This is a genomic window from Paenibacillus vulneris (assembly GCF_039543185.1).
Lineage (GTDB): Bacteria > Bacillota > Bacilli > Paenibacillales > NBRC-103111 > Paenibacillus_S > Paenibacillus_S vulneris.
In genome coordinates, this window is record NZ_BAABJG010000003.1 from 195,565 (window position 1) to 213,503 (window position 17,939).

Genomic DNA, 17,939 nt, shown 5'->3' on the forward strand with positions numbered 1-17,939 from the left:
GGAGGCGATTTATTATGATAAAATCGAACGTGAATACCGGTGAAGTACTACAGCGGGTTTCTTCCTTGCAGAAAAACGAAGGATCGGTACCATCCCGAGCCCTAGGAGTATTTGATGCTTTTAAGAAGGCTTTCGAAACAGGAGATACCGCAGATTTTCTTAATCAGGTTACGGAAGATTTTCATTTCTCCGTTCCGCTCCCGTTGGAGGGATGGAATCACGAGCAGCAAGGCAAAGAACGGTTCGAGGAATTGATCAGGTTCGAGCGCTCGGTATTGCAGGTGCAGATGACTCCGCTCATTGAGCTTGATAATGAGATCCGGGGGATGGTGGTGTTTCGTGCAGAAGGGGCTCTGAATGGTCTGACTTATCGCAATGAGCTTGCGGTGATCTTTGAGTTCGAGGCGGATCGGATCCGTTCCTTCCGCGAATACGTAGGCATGCCGTTAAAAAACTACGAGACTGCGTAATAGCTTAGGAGAGGGAAGGGAAGGTTGCTGCCGCAGCCGTACGGGTCCTGGTCACATGCCATTCAAGGTAACGCCACTTCAGTGCAAGGAAACAGCGACAGTCAAGGATGGATACTCGTCCATGGCCGTTGCTGTTTCCGTATTTTGTTTTAGTCTGATCCTGCTATTACGACTCGTCTAGCGGGTCTATGCTCCAGACCTCATAAATCGGAAAAGGGGAGGGGACCATGTGCTGAAGATTCAATATGCTAATGACGCTGATTATGATTACATTAAAGAACATGACCATCATGTGCTAGAGAGTCTGATCGCTAGGAAAATAAAAGAACATGAAATATTCATCATACGAGATCAGCAGAACGTCAATATGGGCTGGTTAAGGTACGGTTACTTTTGGGATAGCATTCCTTTTCTGAATATGATATGGCTTGATGAGCAGTATCGAGGGAAAGGCGCAGGGAAAGAAGCAGTGCTTTTCTGGGAACAACGAATGAAGGAGAGAGGAAGCGGCAAGGTCATGACCTCTACTCTTGCTAATGAACAAGCGCAGCATTTTTACAGGAAATTAGGATATAAAGATTCGGGCTGCTTATTGTTAGAAAATGAGCCCTTAGAGATCCTGCTTGTGAAATCCATTTAAGGAATGTATACATAGAAGCTGCCGCGGGCGATAAAGCCGGCATAAATATTCTTCCTACGCATCTGTAACTAAACCTGCATAGGAACGTCTAAGGATATAAACAGGAAAAGAGGTCCGTTTATGCTAAAATTTGTATCGGGCTTGTGCTGCGGTTTATTCGTTGCAAGTGCTTCTGTTGCCTTCGCGTCAGATTCTATCCAGGCGTTACTATTTCCTGCCCATTTCGAAATCAATGGAAGTCAGGTTTCTTTAAACGATGATTACAAAGTGCTGAATGTTGACGGTCATGCGTACGTACCAATTCGATTCGTAGCCGAGAATTTGGGTGCCACGATCGATTATGATCAGGATACGCAAAAGATTTTGGTTAAAAATCGTAGCCTTGACTTATCGGACCCGGATCACAAAGGGATATGGGCTGGTAATTTAATCCTAACTAAAGACGGCGGCAGCACCAAGGTTACCGGTCAATTGAAAATGGAAGGTGTAGGGAATACCAAAAATACTGTTGGGGCGACCCTTACCTTTTACAATGATAACAATGAAAAAATCGGTGAGGCTGTCATTCGTGGAAATGATTTTGGGGTAGACGCCCAAACCTTCGTCTCCGAGGGCTTGGGGGATTTTAGATCGTATTCGACGGTGAACCTCCATGTTGATCATGTAAACGGCCACCTCACTAGTGCGGCTCCAAGCATCGTGTATGAAAACAAAAAACACAGCTTCACCCTCAATCTTCCTAAGAGCTGGGAGGGGAAATATGATGTGGCAGAAACCATAGACGAGACTTCCACATTCGAAACCATTTCTTTTATCGACACAGCAAACAAAGGATATGGGGGAGTAGTGTTTTCGATTGGTATCTGGACCAAGGACGATTGGAGTCGCAATGGGCAAACCGCTATGGAGGCCGGGCATATATCGAAAGTTGGAGAACGGGGAGATAAAGTGTTCACCATCATCCGTCCGGGTGATGTACAATATGATCCGCATAATGAGAAGTTAACGGCAGAATATCAATCGATGTCGAGCTACGTAAATACGATGAAAACCAGCTTTCATGCAAATGGAAGTCTTACGGATCGTGAAGCAAAGGAGATTCTCAAAGTACTTCTGCCGAAGGCTGAAGTTATCGTTGCAGGAATGTTTAACGGATCTGGATTTTTCAACATCGATCGGACGCAAACGATTCCGGGTGAAGAAGCTTACTGTCTTGTAACAGGCATACCGCAGCAAAGCGGAGAATCGCCGGCGGATATGATGGATAACGTGAAATCCATAGCGGATTTAAAAAAAGCAGTAGAGGACGTATTTACAAAAGAGATCGCTCAACAGCGATTTTATAGCCGATATCTGGAAACGGAAGATATAGGTCTTCCTCTTTATAAGGATTATGAAGGGCGGCTGTATGTCAACTCCATAAATGGAGGACACGGATGGGCGACCGAATTTCTGATTGATACCGCCAAGATACTAAGTCAAAAAGATAATGTTGTAGAAATTACATTAGATACTATAGTACTTGATGAGCCGTACGGTTCCCTGATTATAAAAATCGAATATGTCAATGGAAAATGGATGATGACTTCCGGACTTGATGATATGGTCTATGATAGATGGATTCATTGATAAGATATGATTCGTGTGGGGCTGTCTCGAGGATAACTCCTCTTGAGGTTCATTGAAGTAATGAGGAAAACTTCAAAATATTTCCAATAATTAATTTTCATTAGCCTAGTCGTATAAATGGACGGAGGTACAAGGGTGATATCGGTGGATACTTCTATGGTTTCGTATCGTCGAGGAAGTATTAAGGACTTTGATGATTTACATTGGTCCTGGAACAAGCCTTCAATGACAAAAGATATTTTCAGGAAAAGAATCGAACTAGAAGTACAGGAAATTTGGGTAGCGGAATATAAGGATATGCTCATAGGAGAACTGCATTTGATTTGGGTATCAGAAGATAAGGACGAGGCAAACGGGATTAATAGAGCTTATTTATTATCATACAGAGTTCACCCTGACTATCAGGGAAACGGTGTCGGAAGTTGTTTAATGAATAGAGTCCTCCGAAGGATTTTTGAAAATGGATTTAATGAAGTAACAATAGGCGTGGAACAAACGGAAGAAAAATTAGTTCAGATGTATAACGCTTGGGGTTTTTGTAATTTTATCAAAACAAAAGTCATTGATCAGCATGGATTTGATTCACAGGGGAATCCGAAAAAGGTTCCTCCTTATGATTTATATCTAAAATCGTTGGGCTAACGGTACACAGCGTTGTTTGTAACGGCAAATTTGAAGGCCATCCTTTGCGGGATGGTCTTTACTGTATTTGCAAAAACAAAAAAAGAGTCCCGAAATTTTCCAAGACCTTATTCAACATCATATCAAACGGAGAAAGATAAGTCTATATCTTTTTCGCCATATATGTAAAAATATGTATCGTAAGAATAGGGTGTGGGAGGGAAAGCCTTGGTGATTCCAACATGCTTTTCAGATTATTGCGCAACGATCCCCGTGCTGAATGAGGTTACGGAATGGTCACTGTTACGAAAATGGGCGCTTTCCGAAGTCTACAGAGGGAAGCTCGCGACAGGTGAAACACGCATTATAAAATGGGGCGGGAGTGAGATGTCGGGAGAAGCAGGGATCTACCTGGATCTTGTGTATCCTTTGCAGATTAAAGCTCCTCGGATTTATGAATTCGTTCAACTGAAGGACAGTGGAGTCATGATCATAGAGGATGCGGGGGAGAAAAACCTGGAACAAGAGCCGCACCCCGCCCATTTTCTTGAGGCATCAAGAGAATTGGCAAGACTAAGAGTGGGTGCGACGGCTAACATTGACAGGATGCTTCCTAAGAAGGTCATCGACACTTATTTCGTTTCAAAGGAAAATATCCTGAGACTTTTTTGCGACCTATTGCAGTCTCAAAGGCTAACGGAATATAAAGTTTTATGGAAGCTCGAGAAGGTGTTGCCTTGTCATTTAGAAAGACTCTATCAAATAGTACCAACCTCAATAGTACATCATGATTACCATGCAAAGAACCTGTTGATTCAAGACAATGGCATTATGCCGATTGATTGGTCCATTGCATATTTAAGTCCCCATCTTGGTGACCTGTATTGCTTGATTATGGAGGCAAGCGCTTGGAGCGATCTTACAAGCGAAGAAGTGATTTCAGCCTACCTGGAAGTAACTGATCTGCATATGGAGCATCTGAACTGGCAATTGCGAATAGGCGGTTTATGCTGGCTTATAAAGACATTGCGATGGCTTGTTTATGGGGGTACAGATATAATCCCCGGGTCAGAAGCCTGGATACCGGATCTGGTGAAGGATGTGGAAAATCTGTACCAGGAGATGGTATAACACTTTCTGAGATTCCCTGGCAGCTTCACAAGGATTATGTTTTTCCTTCACGGCATATTAGAATGAAGATAAGAACAATTTGGGGAATACTTATTCACAAAGGAACGAGTAGCCAGGCAGCTAAAGGAGATTCATACGTAATGAAATCGGGTCGAATAAAATTCCCGCCGGGGTTTTGGACGGGATTGCAGCAATTGGGAATTGCCCCGCAGGACGTGGCCCGCAAAGCGCGGCTGCCGCTAACCATTATTACCGAATCAGCTGCAGTCACTGCTGATGAATATTTTAGAATCTGGCAAGCCTACTCCGATCTTATTGGCGACACGGCCATCGGAATCATCAAGCTTGTGACTGTTTTTGAAACGACACAATACCCGCCGACCGTCTTGGCGACTTACCATGCTCGCGACTATCGCGATGCCCTTTGCCGAATGGCCCGCTACAAACAATTATGCCCTCCTGAAAGCTTGCGTATCACCGAGGATGGCGAGAGCTGTACCATCGAATTGGAATGGACGCGCGGCGGGCAAGCCGGACCGCCAGTCTTGATTGGAACCACGCTTGCTTTTCTTCTGGAGCTGGGTAGACGGGGGACGGGCCAGCCATTAGCTGCAAGGTCCGTGGAATTTACTCACTCGATGGGTGATGTAAAGGCCCTTGAAGCTTACTTCGGATGCCCTATCCGGATTGGCGCAACCGGTAACCGACTGATGCTGCATCGAAGAGACCTGGACCGCCCCTTTATTTCGTATAACAGGGAGCTGCTGGAGATTCTGACTCCCGTATTGGACCGATCCTTGGATGAACAGCACAGCCGATCCATCACTGAGACGGTCAAGTGGATCTTGAAGCGCAGCCTAACCGGAGGGCGTCTAGACATTCACTACGTGGCTAGTGAATTAGGCATGAGCGATCGTACCCTGCAGCGGCGTCTAACTAACGAAGGGACGACGTTCAAGGAGCTGCTGACGCAGGTCAGGCATGAGCAGGCACGGGAATACTTGGCAGACCGTAGACTCGAAATCAAAGAAGTCGCTTTTTTAATTGGATATGAAGACCAAAACTCGTTTTACCGCGCTTTTCGGCTTTGGGAAGGGGATACTCCTTCCAATTGGCGTTCCGAATATTTAAAAGCACACCCGCCGTCATAGAATCCGTGCCTACTCCTTTCTAACTGGGCGGTATGTTCCGTACTTCATGATTTGGCGGGTTAAACAAGAAGTTTGGCGTGGCGCGCTAGTTACCGAACGATCCAGACCAAGTAATATAATCTTTATCCAACCCACAAGGGTTCTAAGAAGAAACTTCAAATCAGCTTGATGTGAATGACAACAAAAGGAGACTTAGGTTATGGATATGGGATTAAGGAACAAAACAGCTTTGGTAACTGGATCGACGAAAGGGATAGGGAAAGCCATCGCGATTGAGCTTGCGAGAGAAGGAGTCCATGTACTTATTAACGGACGGAATCCGGAAGAAGTGGAACGAACCGTAATGGAATTGAAGTCGGAGTTCCCTTCTACCTCTCCGCAGAATGCCGCAGCCGATCTTGTGGATAGACAGCAAAGAGAAGCATTATTTGAGAAATATCCCCAAGTTGATATTTTGGTTAACAATATGGGAGTTTATGAAATCATGTCCTATGAGGACGTTAGCGATGAAGTATGGGAAACCTATTTCCGGACGAATGTCCTTGCCGCTAATGGTTTAGCTAAATTTTATCTGCCTGGCATGTTGAAGAATAATGATGGAAGAATCATCTTTATCGCAAGCGAGGAAGCAATCATGCCTTCAGGACAAATGCCTCAGTATGCCATGACCAAATCTATGTTATTATCGCTATCCAAAAGCTTATCTAAACTAACCAAAGGAACGGAAGTCACCTCCAATACGATCCTGCCGGGGCCAACGCTTTCTGAAAATGTATATCAAATCATTGATAGCTTGTTTCCTGGTGATATGGAATTTTCGGAAAAAGAGAAAAAATTTATGGCAGCTAACCTGCCCCAATCCGAAATACAGCGGTTCATCAGGCCTTTTGAAATCGGCAGATTGGCCGCATTCATATGCAGTCCTTATGCATCTGCGTTTAAAGGTTCTCCTATCCGTATGGACGGGGGCATGGTACCTACCATGTTTTAGCATAAGCTCTATTAAAGCCGCCCCACTTTTGTGGGGCTTTTTTTATTGCCAGGACTCACGGACAGTCGGTGCGCATGCCTTCTGCATTTTCAACCCTCTTGTTTTCGGATTTGCCCAAGAATCTTTTTTCGAAGATGAATACCATAGGATATCCCTTCAAAGGAGTTGATAACATGGCCCGCTTTCCAGATGTCGTCATTATTGTTCGATCCAAGAAAAATTTTGCGAATATCGGCAGAATCCGGATTATCGGAAGTGCAAAGCCTTGCCAGAGATTTATTAAAGTAGGAGCCCCAGTCAAAGATGCTGTATTATGCTTGCTCCAACATGGATTTACGATTGTTGAACAAGGAAATGTCGGTGTTTTTTACCGGATTCGCTAATTACCATTTGAAGGACCTGGCTGATTTTGAGGGATTTTCAGATTCCAACCATGCCTGGTTCTATTCAGGTTGTATGAGAACAGCCTCATGCGGGTACACTTTTTTCTTTACAATCGAACGTATATTCGGTATGATTTACGTATGTGGATAAATATTCCAATACCCATCCAACCGGACATATTTGCGAAGGGGAAAATAAGGCAGCTTTTTGACGTCCGAATCTTGCTGTGTGTGCTGGTACTGATAATACCTGGAAAGGTGAGGGGCTATATGGGGGAAAACATGATGACGAAGCACGTAGTTAAATCCTTTAGCTTAATAGGCATTAGAGGTGAGTGTCTTTATAAGGATTTTTCCACAGCGTTACCTGCAGCCAGAGCCAAGCTAATCGAGAATCAATCCTTCGTCATGACAACCTACAGGGGTGCCGTTACAGATATATGGAAGGGCTATCAGAAGATCAATGAATACATAAGAAAAAACGGATGGGTAGAAGACCGGACTTCTTTTGTTGTGGAACTTTATGATGAACGTTTTAACAAAACTTCCGACGATAGTGAGATGGAAATTTACATACCGGTTAGGAAAAGCGATTGATCATTAAACCTTATACATGCGGTTAAAGACTATAGAAAGGGTCTCCGTCGCAATTAAAAGAGGGACAGTTCATGAAATTTTACATAGCATCCAGCCTTAAAAATATAGAGAATGTCCGGGTAGCTGCAAAAAGCCTGAAATCTCACGGGTTGATCCAGACATATGATTGGACAAACCATTCCAATATCGATTCTATAACCAAGCTGCGTCAGATTGGCCAGGATGAAGTATCTGGTGTTTTGGATGCCGATGTGGTCATCGTAATGATCCCCGCGGGGAAGGGCAGCCACGTAGAGTTAGGTATTGCTTTGGCTGCAAAAAAGAAGATCGTTTTGTACTCTTCAACAGATGAAATTAATGATATGAAAACAACCTGTTCTTTTTATCATTTAAAGGAAGTTGAACAGATCATCGGTCCGATGGACGAGCTAATAAAAACGGTCTGTCTTTTCATAAAATAGTGGAAGGGACCTTATCGCTATGAAACTAAACACACTGGTTCTAAATGAAATGAATAAGCAGCTCAAACGAATAGAATCCTGTTTGAAGCTTCTCTCAGATGAACAAATATGGCATAGATGTAAGCCTAATATGAATAGCGTCGGCAACTTATGTCTTCATTTGGCGGGGAACGAGTACCAACATATTGTCAGCGGTATTGGCAATGCCCCCTTTAATCGGACCAGATCATCCGAATTCACCACCAACAATGGAATGTCACGTGAAGCTTTGATAGAGCTGCTTAACGATGTCAGGCGGCAATCTTCTAGCATAATAGAAGGGATTACAGAATCTGATCTAACAACAAGCATTACCATACATTATTCGGTTGAGGATTGGAACAAAATGGTGGTCCGCCCCGCGTTTGAAACTAACGCCTATTACTCAAGGGATATAGAAACGATACTAGTTCAAGTATGTGAGCATTATAGCTATCATGCTGGCCAAATCGTTATAATAACCAAATTATTGAATGATAATCAGGACAACATTACCGGAACGTATCATTGAAGTATGTCCGCCTTTGAAGCCCGTGAAAATACCCTAAAAATAACGACATTTCATGGGTTTCAATAGCGGCTGGAGGGGCATGTCCCACTGGAGTATATTGGAAATAGTTCAAGCTCAATAAGTTTTTCGACGGACTCGCCCCACTTTGGTGGGGTTATTTTGCATGCCGCGGACAATGTAGCGCTTCAAAACGGACTAGGATAGATCGTATTTAGAGGATTCCATATTATGGATAATTTTCATTAGAATGATGTGATTTATGTAAAGCCATTACACAGCGGAACGCTTAGAATGAGGTGGAAAGGTGAAGGGACTCATCTAAATAAGGGAGGAAGCATATGGTTCAGCGCCGCTGTTGGGTAGGTTTATTGATGGTTTGGATTGTATTCATGCTATCGGCATGCGCTCCACTAGGAGGAAATGCAGAGAAGGGAGGAAGTCAGGATGATCCGTCCAAGCCGGTCACATTAAAAGTGTTAGGCGTCATTACGTTCTCCGATGAGCAGTGGGACAACATTTTTGTCAAGCCGATTCAAAAGAAGTTCCCCCACGTGACCTTGGAAAGACTGAACGAGAAAAACTACAGCGAACGCTTAACCTCGGGGTATGTCCCGGATCTGATCGTCACATCGTTTTCCTCCATCCCCAGTATGATTGATCTGAAGGTGGTCGGCGATATCGGGCCTATGATGCAAGCATATCATTTTGATACCGGTATCTTCGATCAGCCTATTGCCGACATGTTTAGAACCTTTCCTTCACTTCAGTTTGCAGGCTTGCCTATGTACAAAAACCCGAAAGTGCTGTTTTATAACAAAGATATTTTTGACAGGCTCGCCGTTCCTTACCCTAAGGACGATATGACCTGGGATCAGGCGGCAGAGCTGGCCCGCAAGCTGACGGCTTCGATAGATGGCGTCCCTTATATGGGGCTTCAGCCTGGAAGTGTGTCTCACCTGGCAGGGCAATTATCGCTTCAACAGGTTCATCCGCAAACGAATAAAGCGGCTATCAATTCGGATGGCTATAAACAGTTGTTTCAATTTTTGAAGCAGCTTCAGACGATCCCGGGCATGGATCTGGCCAAGGCCAATTCGGATGCGTTTTACAAAACCCGCACCCTTGCCATGTACGATTATTGGACGACAGACGGCCTGATTCCGCTGGAAGAAGCCTCTAAGGCGGGGAATCCGATGAACTGGGACATGGTCACTTCGCCTGTATTTGCCAATAAGCCGGGCATTCATTCCATGCCGGACGTTCATGTCATGTTAATGTCCTCGATGAGCGAGCACAAGGAGCTTGTATATCAAATCATGTCCCTTATCGCATCCTCCGAAGAGGCTCAAACGGAATTTGCCAAAATTGGCAGAGTCCCTGTGCTGCGGGATGCCAAAGTGTTCCAGCATTTCGGGGAAAATTTCGCCAGTGTCAAAGGGAAGCATCTGGAGGCTATTTTCAAGACGGGCTTTGCGCCAAGGCCGGCCCCGTCTGCTTATGAGGGCTTGGCAAGCAAGCCGCTGAACGATGCCTTGAACCGTGTCTACGCTGAAAATGAAGATATTAACACGGCTCTTAGAAAAGCGGAAGAGGAAGCCAATAAAGCTATCGAAGGGGCAATGAAGTAGCAGGGGCTGCTAATTGAAATGGAACAGGAGCGGGATTCATGGACAGCGCAAATAGAAAACGGCTGTGGAAACAGCAAATTCTTGAAATCGCTTCCCAGGCGGAAGAGCCCTATTATTTATTCGGGGAGGAGAGGAATCGGCCGATTCTATGGCTTCAGGATTTTCCGGAAGATTGGCTGGAGCGCTCCCAGCGTCGCGAGTTTGCAGCTGTTGTGCGGCCGGGAGAGTTCTATGTGCTGCAAGTCGTCTTGTTTGCCGCTCGCTGCTCGCTAATAGACGTGCAAGCAGAATTCACGGATCTGGTGTCCTCTCAAGGGTCGCGCATTCCTGCTTCCGGAATCGAGTGCTTTGCCATGGGAGGCATGGATGCGTACGGACAGCCGTTTAAGAAAAAAGTTACTGTCCGACAGGGAGGCGTTCAGTCGCTGTGGATTGGAATTTCCGTTCCCAGAGATGTGCCCGCGGCTTCGTATTCCGGAGTATGGACCTTTTCAGCTTGCGGCGGTATTCAGCCGTTTACCGTAAAGCTAACGGTAGCTGGCCAGCCTCTGGACGATGCCGGAGATAGCGAGATGTGGAGGCATTCCCGTCTGCGATGGCTGAACTCGGATCTGGCTATCGACGAAGAAGTGACGGCACCTTACATTCCGGTTACCTGGAAGGATCGGAGGGTGGGCTGCTTAGGCAGAGAGCTGACCCTTAATGACTATGGGTTCCCCGAAGCAATTGAAAGCCGGTTCAATGACGCTGTAGACGGACTCACGGATGTTGGGAAGCCGATTCTTGCAGAACCGATTCGTTTTGCTGTCCAAACCCCGGAAGGAGAGGCAGTCTGGGAGAGCAGAGGAGTACGCTTCGAGAGACAAACGGACAGCCGAATTGGATGGTCTGCCCAAAGTCATTGCCCTTCGTTCGAGATGAGGTGTCAAGGCGAGCTCGAATACGATGGGTACGTCCATTATGAAGTAACCTTGAAGGCGAAGAAGACTGTACATGTCAGCGATATGTGGCTTGATATTCCTTATGCTCCGGGTGCAGCACGTTATGGAATGGGACTCGGGCATAAGGGAGGCTTTCTTCCCGAGCATCTGGACTGGCACTGGGATCCTTCTAAACATCAGCATGCGATGTGGATTGGTGACGTTAATGCGGGCCTGCGGCTCCGTCTGCTCGATCCAGAAGGCCGCAGACCGTTCGTCAATATTTATTACAAGCACCGTCCCTTAACGGTACCGGATAGCTGGGGGAATCGAGGCAAAGGCGGCGTCAAGCTCTTACATCGGGAACATGCAGCTGTATTACGCGCTTATAGCGGTGAACGAATGATGGAGCAGGGAGAAGAACTGCGCTTCGTCTTTGATCTGATGATCACTCCGCTCAAGACGATAGAGATGAATGCCCATTGGAATAACCGGTATTTGCATCGGCTGGAGGGCAAAGCGGTGATGGATCATTGGCAAGAACAGGCTCTCGCTAGCGGCGCCAATATCATCAATATCCACCATGGCGCGGATGCCCATCCGTTCATTAATTATCCGTTCCTGGAAACGGAGACTCTTGCCCGGTTCGTAGCGGAAGCGCATAACAGGAATCTGCAAGTCAAGCTATATTATACCGTGAGGGAAATCAGCGATCATATGACGGAGCTGCAAGCGCTCCGGAGCCTGGGGGATGAGATATTTCCAAGGCCGAATCCGGATGTGGTCACTTCTTTATGGCAGGGCGATGCGGCGAAGTGGGTTCGAGAGCATCTGGGGGATGACATCATTCCTGCGTGGAAGCATGAATTTAAAGCAGGAAAATACACGGGGGAAATCGATGCGGCTATAGTAACGGACGGGACTTCGAGATTAGTCAATTACTATGTGGAAGGCTTGAATTGGCTGCTGAAGCATACCGATATGGACGGCCTGTATATCGACGATACGGCCTATGATCGTTTCACGATGCGGCGTGTCCGCAAAATACTGGACCGGACGAAACCGGGCTCCTTGATCGATTTTCATACATGGAACCACATGAATGAAAGGGCGGGCTTTGTAAATAATGCCGACTTATATATGGAGCTCTTCCCTTATCTCGACAGCCTGTGGATCGGGGAAGGGTTCAAATACAACGAGGTCCGTCCCGAGTATTGGCTGGTTGAAATCAGCGGCATTCCCTTCGGGCTTATGGGGGAAATGCTGGGTGATGGCAACCCTTGGCGCGGCATGATTTACGGGATGTCCAATCGGCTTGGCTGGTTCGGTCATAGCCCGGAGGGGCTCTGGAAGCTATGGGATCGTTTTGGTATCCAGGATGCGCAAATGCTGGGCTACTGGCATCCGGACAATCCGATTGCGCCTAGTCGCAAGGATGTAGCTGTTACCGTATACCGCAAGCAGAATCAAATGCTCATTGCTGCGGCCAGCTGGGCGGACGAACCGGTCCAATGCTCCCTTCATATCGATTGGGGGCAGCTTGGCTGGGAGCCCGACTCGCTATGTATCGAAGTGCCGGCAATTGACAATATTCAAGATTCGAGAGCCTTGGAATCTTTGCAAGCCATACCGCTGCAGCCGCAGCAGGGATTGATCATTATCGTCCGAAGCGGAAGCGGGAACTTATAGGAGGAGACAAGCTAATGACAGGTGCTGTAAGAAATAACGTTGTGGATAAAGAAGTCGTAGTAGGGTTATTGCATCGTCTGTTGGGTGCAGCTTATGCCGAGCAATTTGAGCTGGAAGTGATTGCGCAGGACCAGGGACGCGATGTGTTTGAGATTGAAAATAAGGGGAAGAGAATCGTGCTGCGGGGATCGAACGGTATCAGTCTCGCTTCCGCGCTTCACTGGTATTTAAAATACAGCTGCCATGCGCATATTTCCTGGTCAGGCGATCAGTTGTCGCTGCCGGACCAGCTGCCGCCCGTAAGAGAGGCTGTTCGTAAAATAACCCCTTATCGTCATCGATATATGTACAATTTCTGTACCTTTAACTACACGATGACCTGGTGGGATTGGAAGCGATGGGAGCGGGAAATCGATTGGATGGCGCTGCACGGCATTAACATGCCTCTAGCCGCAACGGGACAGGAAGCGGTTTGGATGGAGACAGGGCGCAAGCTGGGGCTGTCCGACGATGAAATGCTCAAGCATTTGACAGGACCGGCTTACCTGGCCTGGCACTATATGGGGAATGTCGACGGTATGGGAGGGCCGCTTCCAACAAGCTGGATTGAAGGGCAGAGAGAGCTGCAGCTGCAAATTCTGGAGCGTGAACGCCAGCTCGGCATGACGCCGGTGTTAGCGGGCTTCTATGGTCATGTGCCTGCCGCATTGAAACAGAAGCATCCGGATGCCAACATCCTGCAGCTGAAGTCATGGTTTGGAATGCCGGGCATTCACTTCCTGGACCCGCGGGATCCCTTGTTTGACGAAGCGGCCGGTCACTTTTACGAGGAGCAGAAGAGGCTTTACGGGACGGACCACTTGTACGCGATGGATTTGTTCCATGAAGGGAAATCGCCTGACACCTCGACGGAGTATGTCACCGAGTCGGCAAAGGCTGTTTGTCAAAGCATGCTGAACCATGATCCGGATGGAATCTGGGTCATGCAGAGCTGGTCGATGTCCGAGCCCATTGTGCGTTCCCTTCCGAAGGAGCATCTGCTGATGCTGGATTTGCATGCGGAGAGCAATGCCAAATGGAAGCAATCTCATGCTTTTTACGGAAAACCGTGGATTTGGTGCATGCTGCACAACTTCGGTGCGCGTAACGGGATGTTCGGGGATCTGGATTCGTTGGCGCAAGGTCCGGCACAGGCGCTGCATGACCCGGGGAGAGGGGATATGGCGGGGATCGGCTTTGCTCCTGAAGCCATTGAGGAGAATCCGGTTTTTTACGACCTGCTGAGTGAAATGATTTGGCGGACAGAGGCTCCCGATCCGGATGAATGGGCAGCAGCCTACTTGCGGCGCCGCTATGGCAGACATAGTGATGCAGCAGTAGAAGCATGGCGCTTGCTTCGCAAATCGGTCTATTCAAAAAATGCTAATTATGAATCCGTTGTTTGCGCCAGACCGAAGCTGGAAATTAGACGAACCTGCAACGGAACGGTAGTTCCTTTCTATGATGTGCGGGTGCTGCTGCGTGCATGGGAAGCCTTGCTGGAGAGCGGGGAGGAATTGCGGACTTCCATCAACTATCAGTACGATTTGGTGAATGTAGGACGGCAGGTGTTATCAGATACGGCAAGGCCGCTGCATTTGAAGATGATTGAGGCGTTCACCCGAAGGGACCGTACGGGATTTCAAGAATATTGGAACGCATTGGAGGCACTGATCGTCGATCTGGAAGAGCTGCTCGGCACCAATGTTCATTTTCTTACCGGCCCATGGATAGACCGGGCGAAGAAGTGGGGAAACACACAGGATGAGATAGCGCTTCATGAGTTCAATGCCCGCACGATCATTTCCACCTGGTGGCCCGAGGTTACCTTTGACGACTATGCACACAAACAGTGGTCTGGCATCATGGCGAGCTATTACTTGCAAAGGTGGAGACGATTCTCCGCCTGCCTGGAGGCCTCCATCGACGATCCCGATTCTTTCGATCAGCAAGCCTTTGACCGGGAAATACGCGAGTGGGAGGTTAGCTGGATGGAAGGAAGCGATACCTTTGCGTTGGAAGCTGCAGGAGATCCTGTAGACGTATCCCGGCGGTTGTTCAAGACCTACGCCGATATGGTTGAATGCTTTTGGAATGGATGATCCTATCCTGGACTTTTTCATGATTCGATTCGGGTAGTTTACCATTTATACTTTGTTGTAAAGCGTCTCTGGAAGACGGGTTTTAGAGGCTTGACCTCGTAACAACCCATCGTCCCGGGGCGTTTGTTTTTTGGTAAAGGCGGTGCTCAGAAAATCTGACAAGAGATGTTAGCCTAAGAAACGCTGCAGGGGAAGTCTGGTAACCGCATTAGGCTAGGGTGCAGGAATACGCGGCAGGATGTCGAAGAAGATAAGATTAAGCCTATGAAAATCGGATAAGAATGGAGAGCATATGATAATTAAAAAGCCCTTATCGGACATCATTCCTGAATTATTTGATCTTCCTGGTGGTATATCTGTCTCGATAGATGCAAGCTGCAAAAGAATTATACATAATGCCACGGCTGCCGAGTTTCTCCGAATCAAATCAGGAGGAGACTTCTCGATGTCAGCGGACGACCCGCCTTCAGTACTTGCCTTCGATGAGCATGGAAGATGTCTGACTGCAAAAGAATTAACCTTACAGAAGGCTATTTTGGAAGGCAAGGAAAATAAGCAAGTCGTAGAACTGGTGTGGCCTGACGGGGTTCGAAAAATCGCAGTCTGGAACAGCAAACCGATATTCAACGAACAAGGTGAAATTATTGGGGCTGTGTCCATTTCTGAAGATATTACCGATTATATGCTTGAAAAACGGCGGCTGCGGGAATCGCAGGAGCGGTTAAGGATCGAATTGGAGAGGATGGATCGATTAAACCATGTAGCGCAGCTGGCTGCAGGCATCAGTCATGAGGTCAGGAATCCTCTAACCACAGTGAAGGGCTTTCTGCAAATCATGCATTCTAATTTACAGAGGGTCGATGAAACGATCGTTAACCTGATGATCGAGGAATTAGATCGTGCAAATGAGATCATTTCCGATTTTCTGTCTCTTACTAAGGTCCATAAGAAGGAATTAAGCCAAGATAATATATGGAACGTCATTGACCGGATGCTCCCGCTGATAGAGAATGAGGCTTTCATAGCGAAAAAGAAGCTGGTTTTGAAGCGAACTAAAGTATCTGATGTCATGCTCGATTCAAAAGAGGTCAAGCAGCTCATATTGAATCTGGTGCGAAATGCTCTCGAGGCCATGCAAATCGGGGGCACTGTCTATGTCGAGACGCTGGAGACTCCATCCTGCGTAGAATTGCGAGTTACAGACGAAGGGCCGGGTATTCCAAAACATATTTTGGAGCAGCTGGGAACCGGAACCCCCTTTGTTACGACAAAGACGAACGGCACGGGAGTAGGACTTGCCATTTGCTATGACATCGCAAAACGGCATAATGCTCACATGGATATTGAAACGAGTTCAACGGGAACGATGTTTAAGATACAATTCCCGAAGCTTTGAAGCTGCAGCCGATTCATTGAGCGATAACGATAGTTTCATAGTGAAAATAAGGCGCGTCTGCACTTAGCAGGCGCACTTTTATTAATAGTACTTATGGAAATAAGGAGGGTACTTATGAAGGAAGAAGAAGATGATGCTTCGTTTGAAATCCTAGCCGAGCGGGTGGAGTTTACGGTTCAGGAAAAATGAGTGGTTTCCTTTCCCGAACTTCCCATTACTTACCTCGAGGTTACTAAATGGACTTTAATACAGTTCTTGTCACGCATCCTCTGATTAACTATGATTGGATATACATTGACATAGGGCGGAGTGATCACTTTGGGTAATGCTGAGGCAAGTTATCGAATTCCTCTTTTTTGCACCGTGACCCTGCTGTTCTGGTTTTCCATGTATACCTGCGTTCCGATTTTGGCCTCCTATGTGGAGTTTCTGGGGGCTTCCCACCAGATGGCCGGCTTTATTGTCGGCATGTACGGGCTAAGCCAGATGCTGCTGCGGATTCCCGTGGGAGTGCTTTCCGACCGCTATCATAAGCGCAAATTGTTTATTCTGTTCGGTCTGCTGTTCTCCGTGTTGGCTGGACTGGGCATTCTAATCACGCAGGAGATTACCTGGATACTCATTCTGAGGGCACTTGCGGGTGCGGCGGCAGCAACATGGGTCGATTTTACCATTCTGTTCGTAAGCTATTTCAAGAAAGAAGACACTACACGAGCGCTTGGAACGCTGTCCTTCTATAATTCGACCGGACAGATGCTCGGTATCCTTCTCGGCGGATGGTTCGCGGACCGGTTCGGGTGGGAGTCCTCCTTCATCATCGGTGCAGCGGTAGGGATGATAGGGCTCGTAGGTGCATGGTTTCTGGTTGAAAAGGTGGATAAGCATGCGCAAAAAATTACCTTCGAGGGTGTCCTGGATGTTGCGAAGGATCGGACGCTGCTTACCGTTTCTTTCTTATCCATTCTGTTTCAGGTACTGACCTTCGCCACAGTTTTCGGCTTCACGCCGGTGTTCGCCCAATCGCTAGGAGCCACCAAGCTTGATATGGGGCTGCTGACCTTCTTCTCCACGTTTCCAACCGCGTTAGCCGCCTGGTTCGGAGGGAGGCATCTGGCGCAAAAGCTGGGAGAGCGAAACACGATCATTGTCGGTTTTATCATCAGCGGGGTGTTTACCGTGGCGATTCCATTCACCCCGTCGCTCTGGGTGCTTATGCTGACGCAAGCTTTGGCCGGCTTCGGAAGAGGCTTTACTTCTCCTGTGCTGATGTCGTTGAGCATTAAACATATGGATACCGGCAAACGTGCGACGGCAATGGGATTCTACCAGGCGATTTACGGCTTGGGAATGTTCGGCGGCCCCATCATCATGGGAGTCGCAGGAGATTGGTTTTCCCTGGAGAACGGCTTCCTGATGGTCGGAGCTCTCGGCTGCGTCACTTCCATACTGGCTTACCTGATGCTGAATAGGGCAGGGGCTGGAACAACTGCGCCTCCGCGCACGCATGAAATAGCGAAGTGAGGGAAAGGAACTTTAACCAT

General features: G+C 47.3%; 16 protein-coding genes. All 16 read left to right on the plus strand.

The features are described from left to right. Positions 1–65: 65 nt before the first annotated feature. The 16 genes from ABEA66_RS02300 to ABEA66_RS02375 all read left to right on the plus strand — a co-directional run bounded on the left by ABEA66_RS02300 (position 66) and on the right by ABEA66_RS02375 (position 17,919). On the plus strand, positions 66–470 hold the full coding sequence (locus tag ABEA66_RS02300; protein WP_345586309.1) for a nuclear transport factor 2 family protein: 405 nt from the start codon (positions 66–68) through the stop codon (positions 468–470). 232 nt (positions 471–702) lie between these two features. Continuing rightward, entirely contained in the window at positions 703–1,110 is a 408-nt protein-coding gene (locus tag ABEA66_RS02305; protein ID WP_345586311.1) for a GNAT family N-acetyltransferase, read from the plus strand. 120 nt (positions 1,111–1,230) lie between these two features. Further along, positions 1,231–2,739 (plus strand): stalk domain-containing protein, encoded by a 1,509-nt coding sequence (locus ABEA66_RS02310; RefSeq protein ID WP_345585686.1) that lies wholly within the window; start codon positions 1,231–1,233, stop codon positions 2,737–2,739. Between the two features lie 135 nt (positions 2,740–2,874). Beyond that, positions 2,875–3,381, plus strand: coding sequence for a GNAT family N-acetyltransferase (locus tag ABEA66_RS02315; protein WP_345585688.1), 507 nt, complete (start codon positions 2,875–2,877; stop codon positions 3,379–3,381). 210 nt (positions 3,382–3,591) lie between these two features. After that, positions 3,592–4,491, plus strand: coding sequence for a phosphotransferase (locus tag ABEA66_RS02320; protein ID WP_345586313.1), 900 nt, complete (start codon positions 3,592–3,594; stop codon positions 4,489–4,491). A 140-nt stretch (positions 4,492–4,631) separates the two neighbouring features. After that, a complete protein-coding gene (locus tag ABEA66_RS02325) occupies positions 4,632–5,642 on the plus strand; it encodes an AraC family transcriptional regulator ligand-binding domain-containing protein (protein ID WP_345585690.1) in 1,011 nt (336 codons plus the stop codon). Between the two features lie 199 nt (positions 5,643–5,841). Beyond that, entirely contained in the window at positions 5,842–6,633 is a 792-nt protein-coding gene (locus tag ABEA66_RS02330; protein ID WP_345585692.1) for an SDR family NAD(P)-dependent oxidoreductase, read from the plus strand. Between the two features lie 173 nt (positions 6,634–6,806). Beyond that, the gene (locus ABEA66_RS02335) at positions 6,807–7,016 is read left to right on the plus strand and encodes a hypothetical protein (RefSeq protein WP_079912522.1); all 210 of its coding nucleotides are present in this window, start codon (positions 6,807–6,809) and stop codon (positions 7,014–7,016) included. Positions 7,017–7,286: 270 nt separating this feature from the next. Then, complete coding sequence (locus tag ABEA66_RS02340; protein ID WP_345585696.1) at positions 7,287–7,613, plus strand: GyrI-like domain-containing protein; 327 nt, start codon at positions 7,287–7,289, stop codon at positions 7,611–7,613. Between the two features lie 71 nt (positions 7,614–7,684). Next, complete coding sequence (locus ABEA66_RS02345) at positions 7,685–8,074, plus strand: nucleoside 2-deoxyribosyltransferase (protein ID WP_345585698.1); 390 nt, start codon at positions 7,685–7,687, stop codon at positions 8,072–8,074. A 49-nt stretch (positions 8,075–8,123) separates the two neighbouring features. Next, the gene (locus ABEA66_RS02350; RefSeq protein WP_345586315.1) at positions 8,124–8,624 is read left to right on the plus strand and encodes a DinB family protein; all 501 of its coding nucleotides are present in this window, start codon (positions 8,124–8,126) and stop codon (positions 8,622–8,624) included. 338 nt (positions 8,625–8,962) lie between these two features. After that, positions 8,963–10,252, plus strand: a complete 1,290-nt coding sequence (locus ABEA66_RS02355) for an ABC transporter substrate-binding protein (RefSeq protein WP_345585701.1) — start codon at positions 8,963–8,965, stop codon at positions 10,250–10,252. A gap of 38 nt (positions 10,253–10,290) precedes the next feature. Then, entirely contained in the window at positions 10,291–12,861 is a 2,571-nt protein-coding gene (locus tag ABEA66_RS02360; protein WP_345585703.1) for a glycoside hydrolase domain-containing protein, read from the plus strand. 14 nt (positions 12,862–12,875) lie between these two features. Continuing rightward, entirely contained in the window at positions 12,876–15,002 is a 2,127-nt protein-coding gene (locus ABEA66_RS02365; protein ID WP_345585705.1) for an alpha-N-acetylglucosaminidase, read from the plus strand. 445 nt (positions 15,003–15,447) lie between these two features. Continuing rightward, positions 15,448–16,398, plus strand: coding sequence for an ATP-binding protein (locus tag ABEA66_RS02370; protein ID WP_179136143.1), 951 nt, complete (start codon positions 15,448–15,450; stop codon positions 16,396–16,398). A 318-nt stretch (positions 16,399–16,716) separates the two neighbouring features. Next, entirely contained in the window at positions 16,717–17,919 is a 1,203-nt protein-coding gene (locus ABEA66_RS02375; RefSeq protein WP_345585706.1) for an MFS transporter, read from the plus strand. Positions 17,920–17,939 lie beyond the last annotated feature (20 nt).

Coding starts and splice junctions, on each gene's coding strand:
- ABEA66_RS02370 (WP_179136143.1), top strand. CDS start 15,448: ATGTCAGCGGACGACCCGCCTTCAGTACTTGCCTTCGATGAGCATGGA.
- ABEA66_RS02365 (WP_345585705.1), top strand. CDS start 12,876: ATGACAGGTGCTGTAAGAAATAACGTTGTGGATAAAGAAGTCGTAGTA.
- ABEA66_RS02355 (WP_345585701.1), top strand. CDS start 8,963: ATGGTTCAGCGCCGCTGTTGGGTAGGTTTATTGATGGTTTGGATTGTA.
- ABEA66_RS02360 (WP_345585703.1), top strand. CDS start 10,291: ATGGACAGCGCAAATAGAAAACGGCTGTGGAAACAGCAAATTCTTGAA.
- ABEA66_RS02325 (WP_345585690.1), top strand. CDS start 4,632: ATGAAATCGGGTCGAATAAAATTCCCGCCGGGGTTTTGGACGGGATTG.
- ABEA66_RS02340 (WP_345585696.1), top strand. CDS start 7,287: ATGGGGGAAAACATGATGACGAAGCACGTAGTTAAATCCTTTAGCTTA.
- ABEA66_RS02350 (WP_345586315.1), top strand. CDS start 8,124: ATGAATAAGCAGCTCAAACGAATAGAATCCTGTTTGAAGCTTCTCTCA.
- ABEA66_RS02330 (WP_345585692.1), top strand. CDS start 5,842: ATGGATATGGGATTAAGGAACAAAACAGCTTTGGTAACTGGATCGACG.
- ABEA66_RS02335 (WP_079912522.1), top strand. CDS start 6,807: ATGGCCCGCTTTCCAGATGTCGTCATTATTGTTCGATCCAAGAAAAAT.
- ABEA66_RS02310 (WP_345585686.1), top strand. CDS start 1,231: ATGCTAAAATTTGTATCGGGCTTGTGCTGCGGTTTATTCGTTGCAAGT.
- ABEA66_RS02345 (WP_345585698.1), top strand. CDS start 7,685: ATGAAATTTTACATAGCATCCAGCCTTAAAAATATAGAGAATGTCCGG.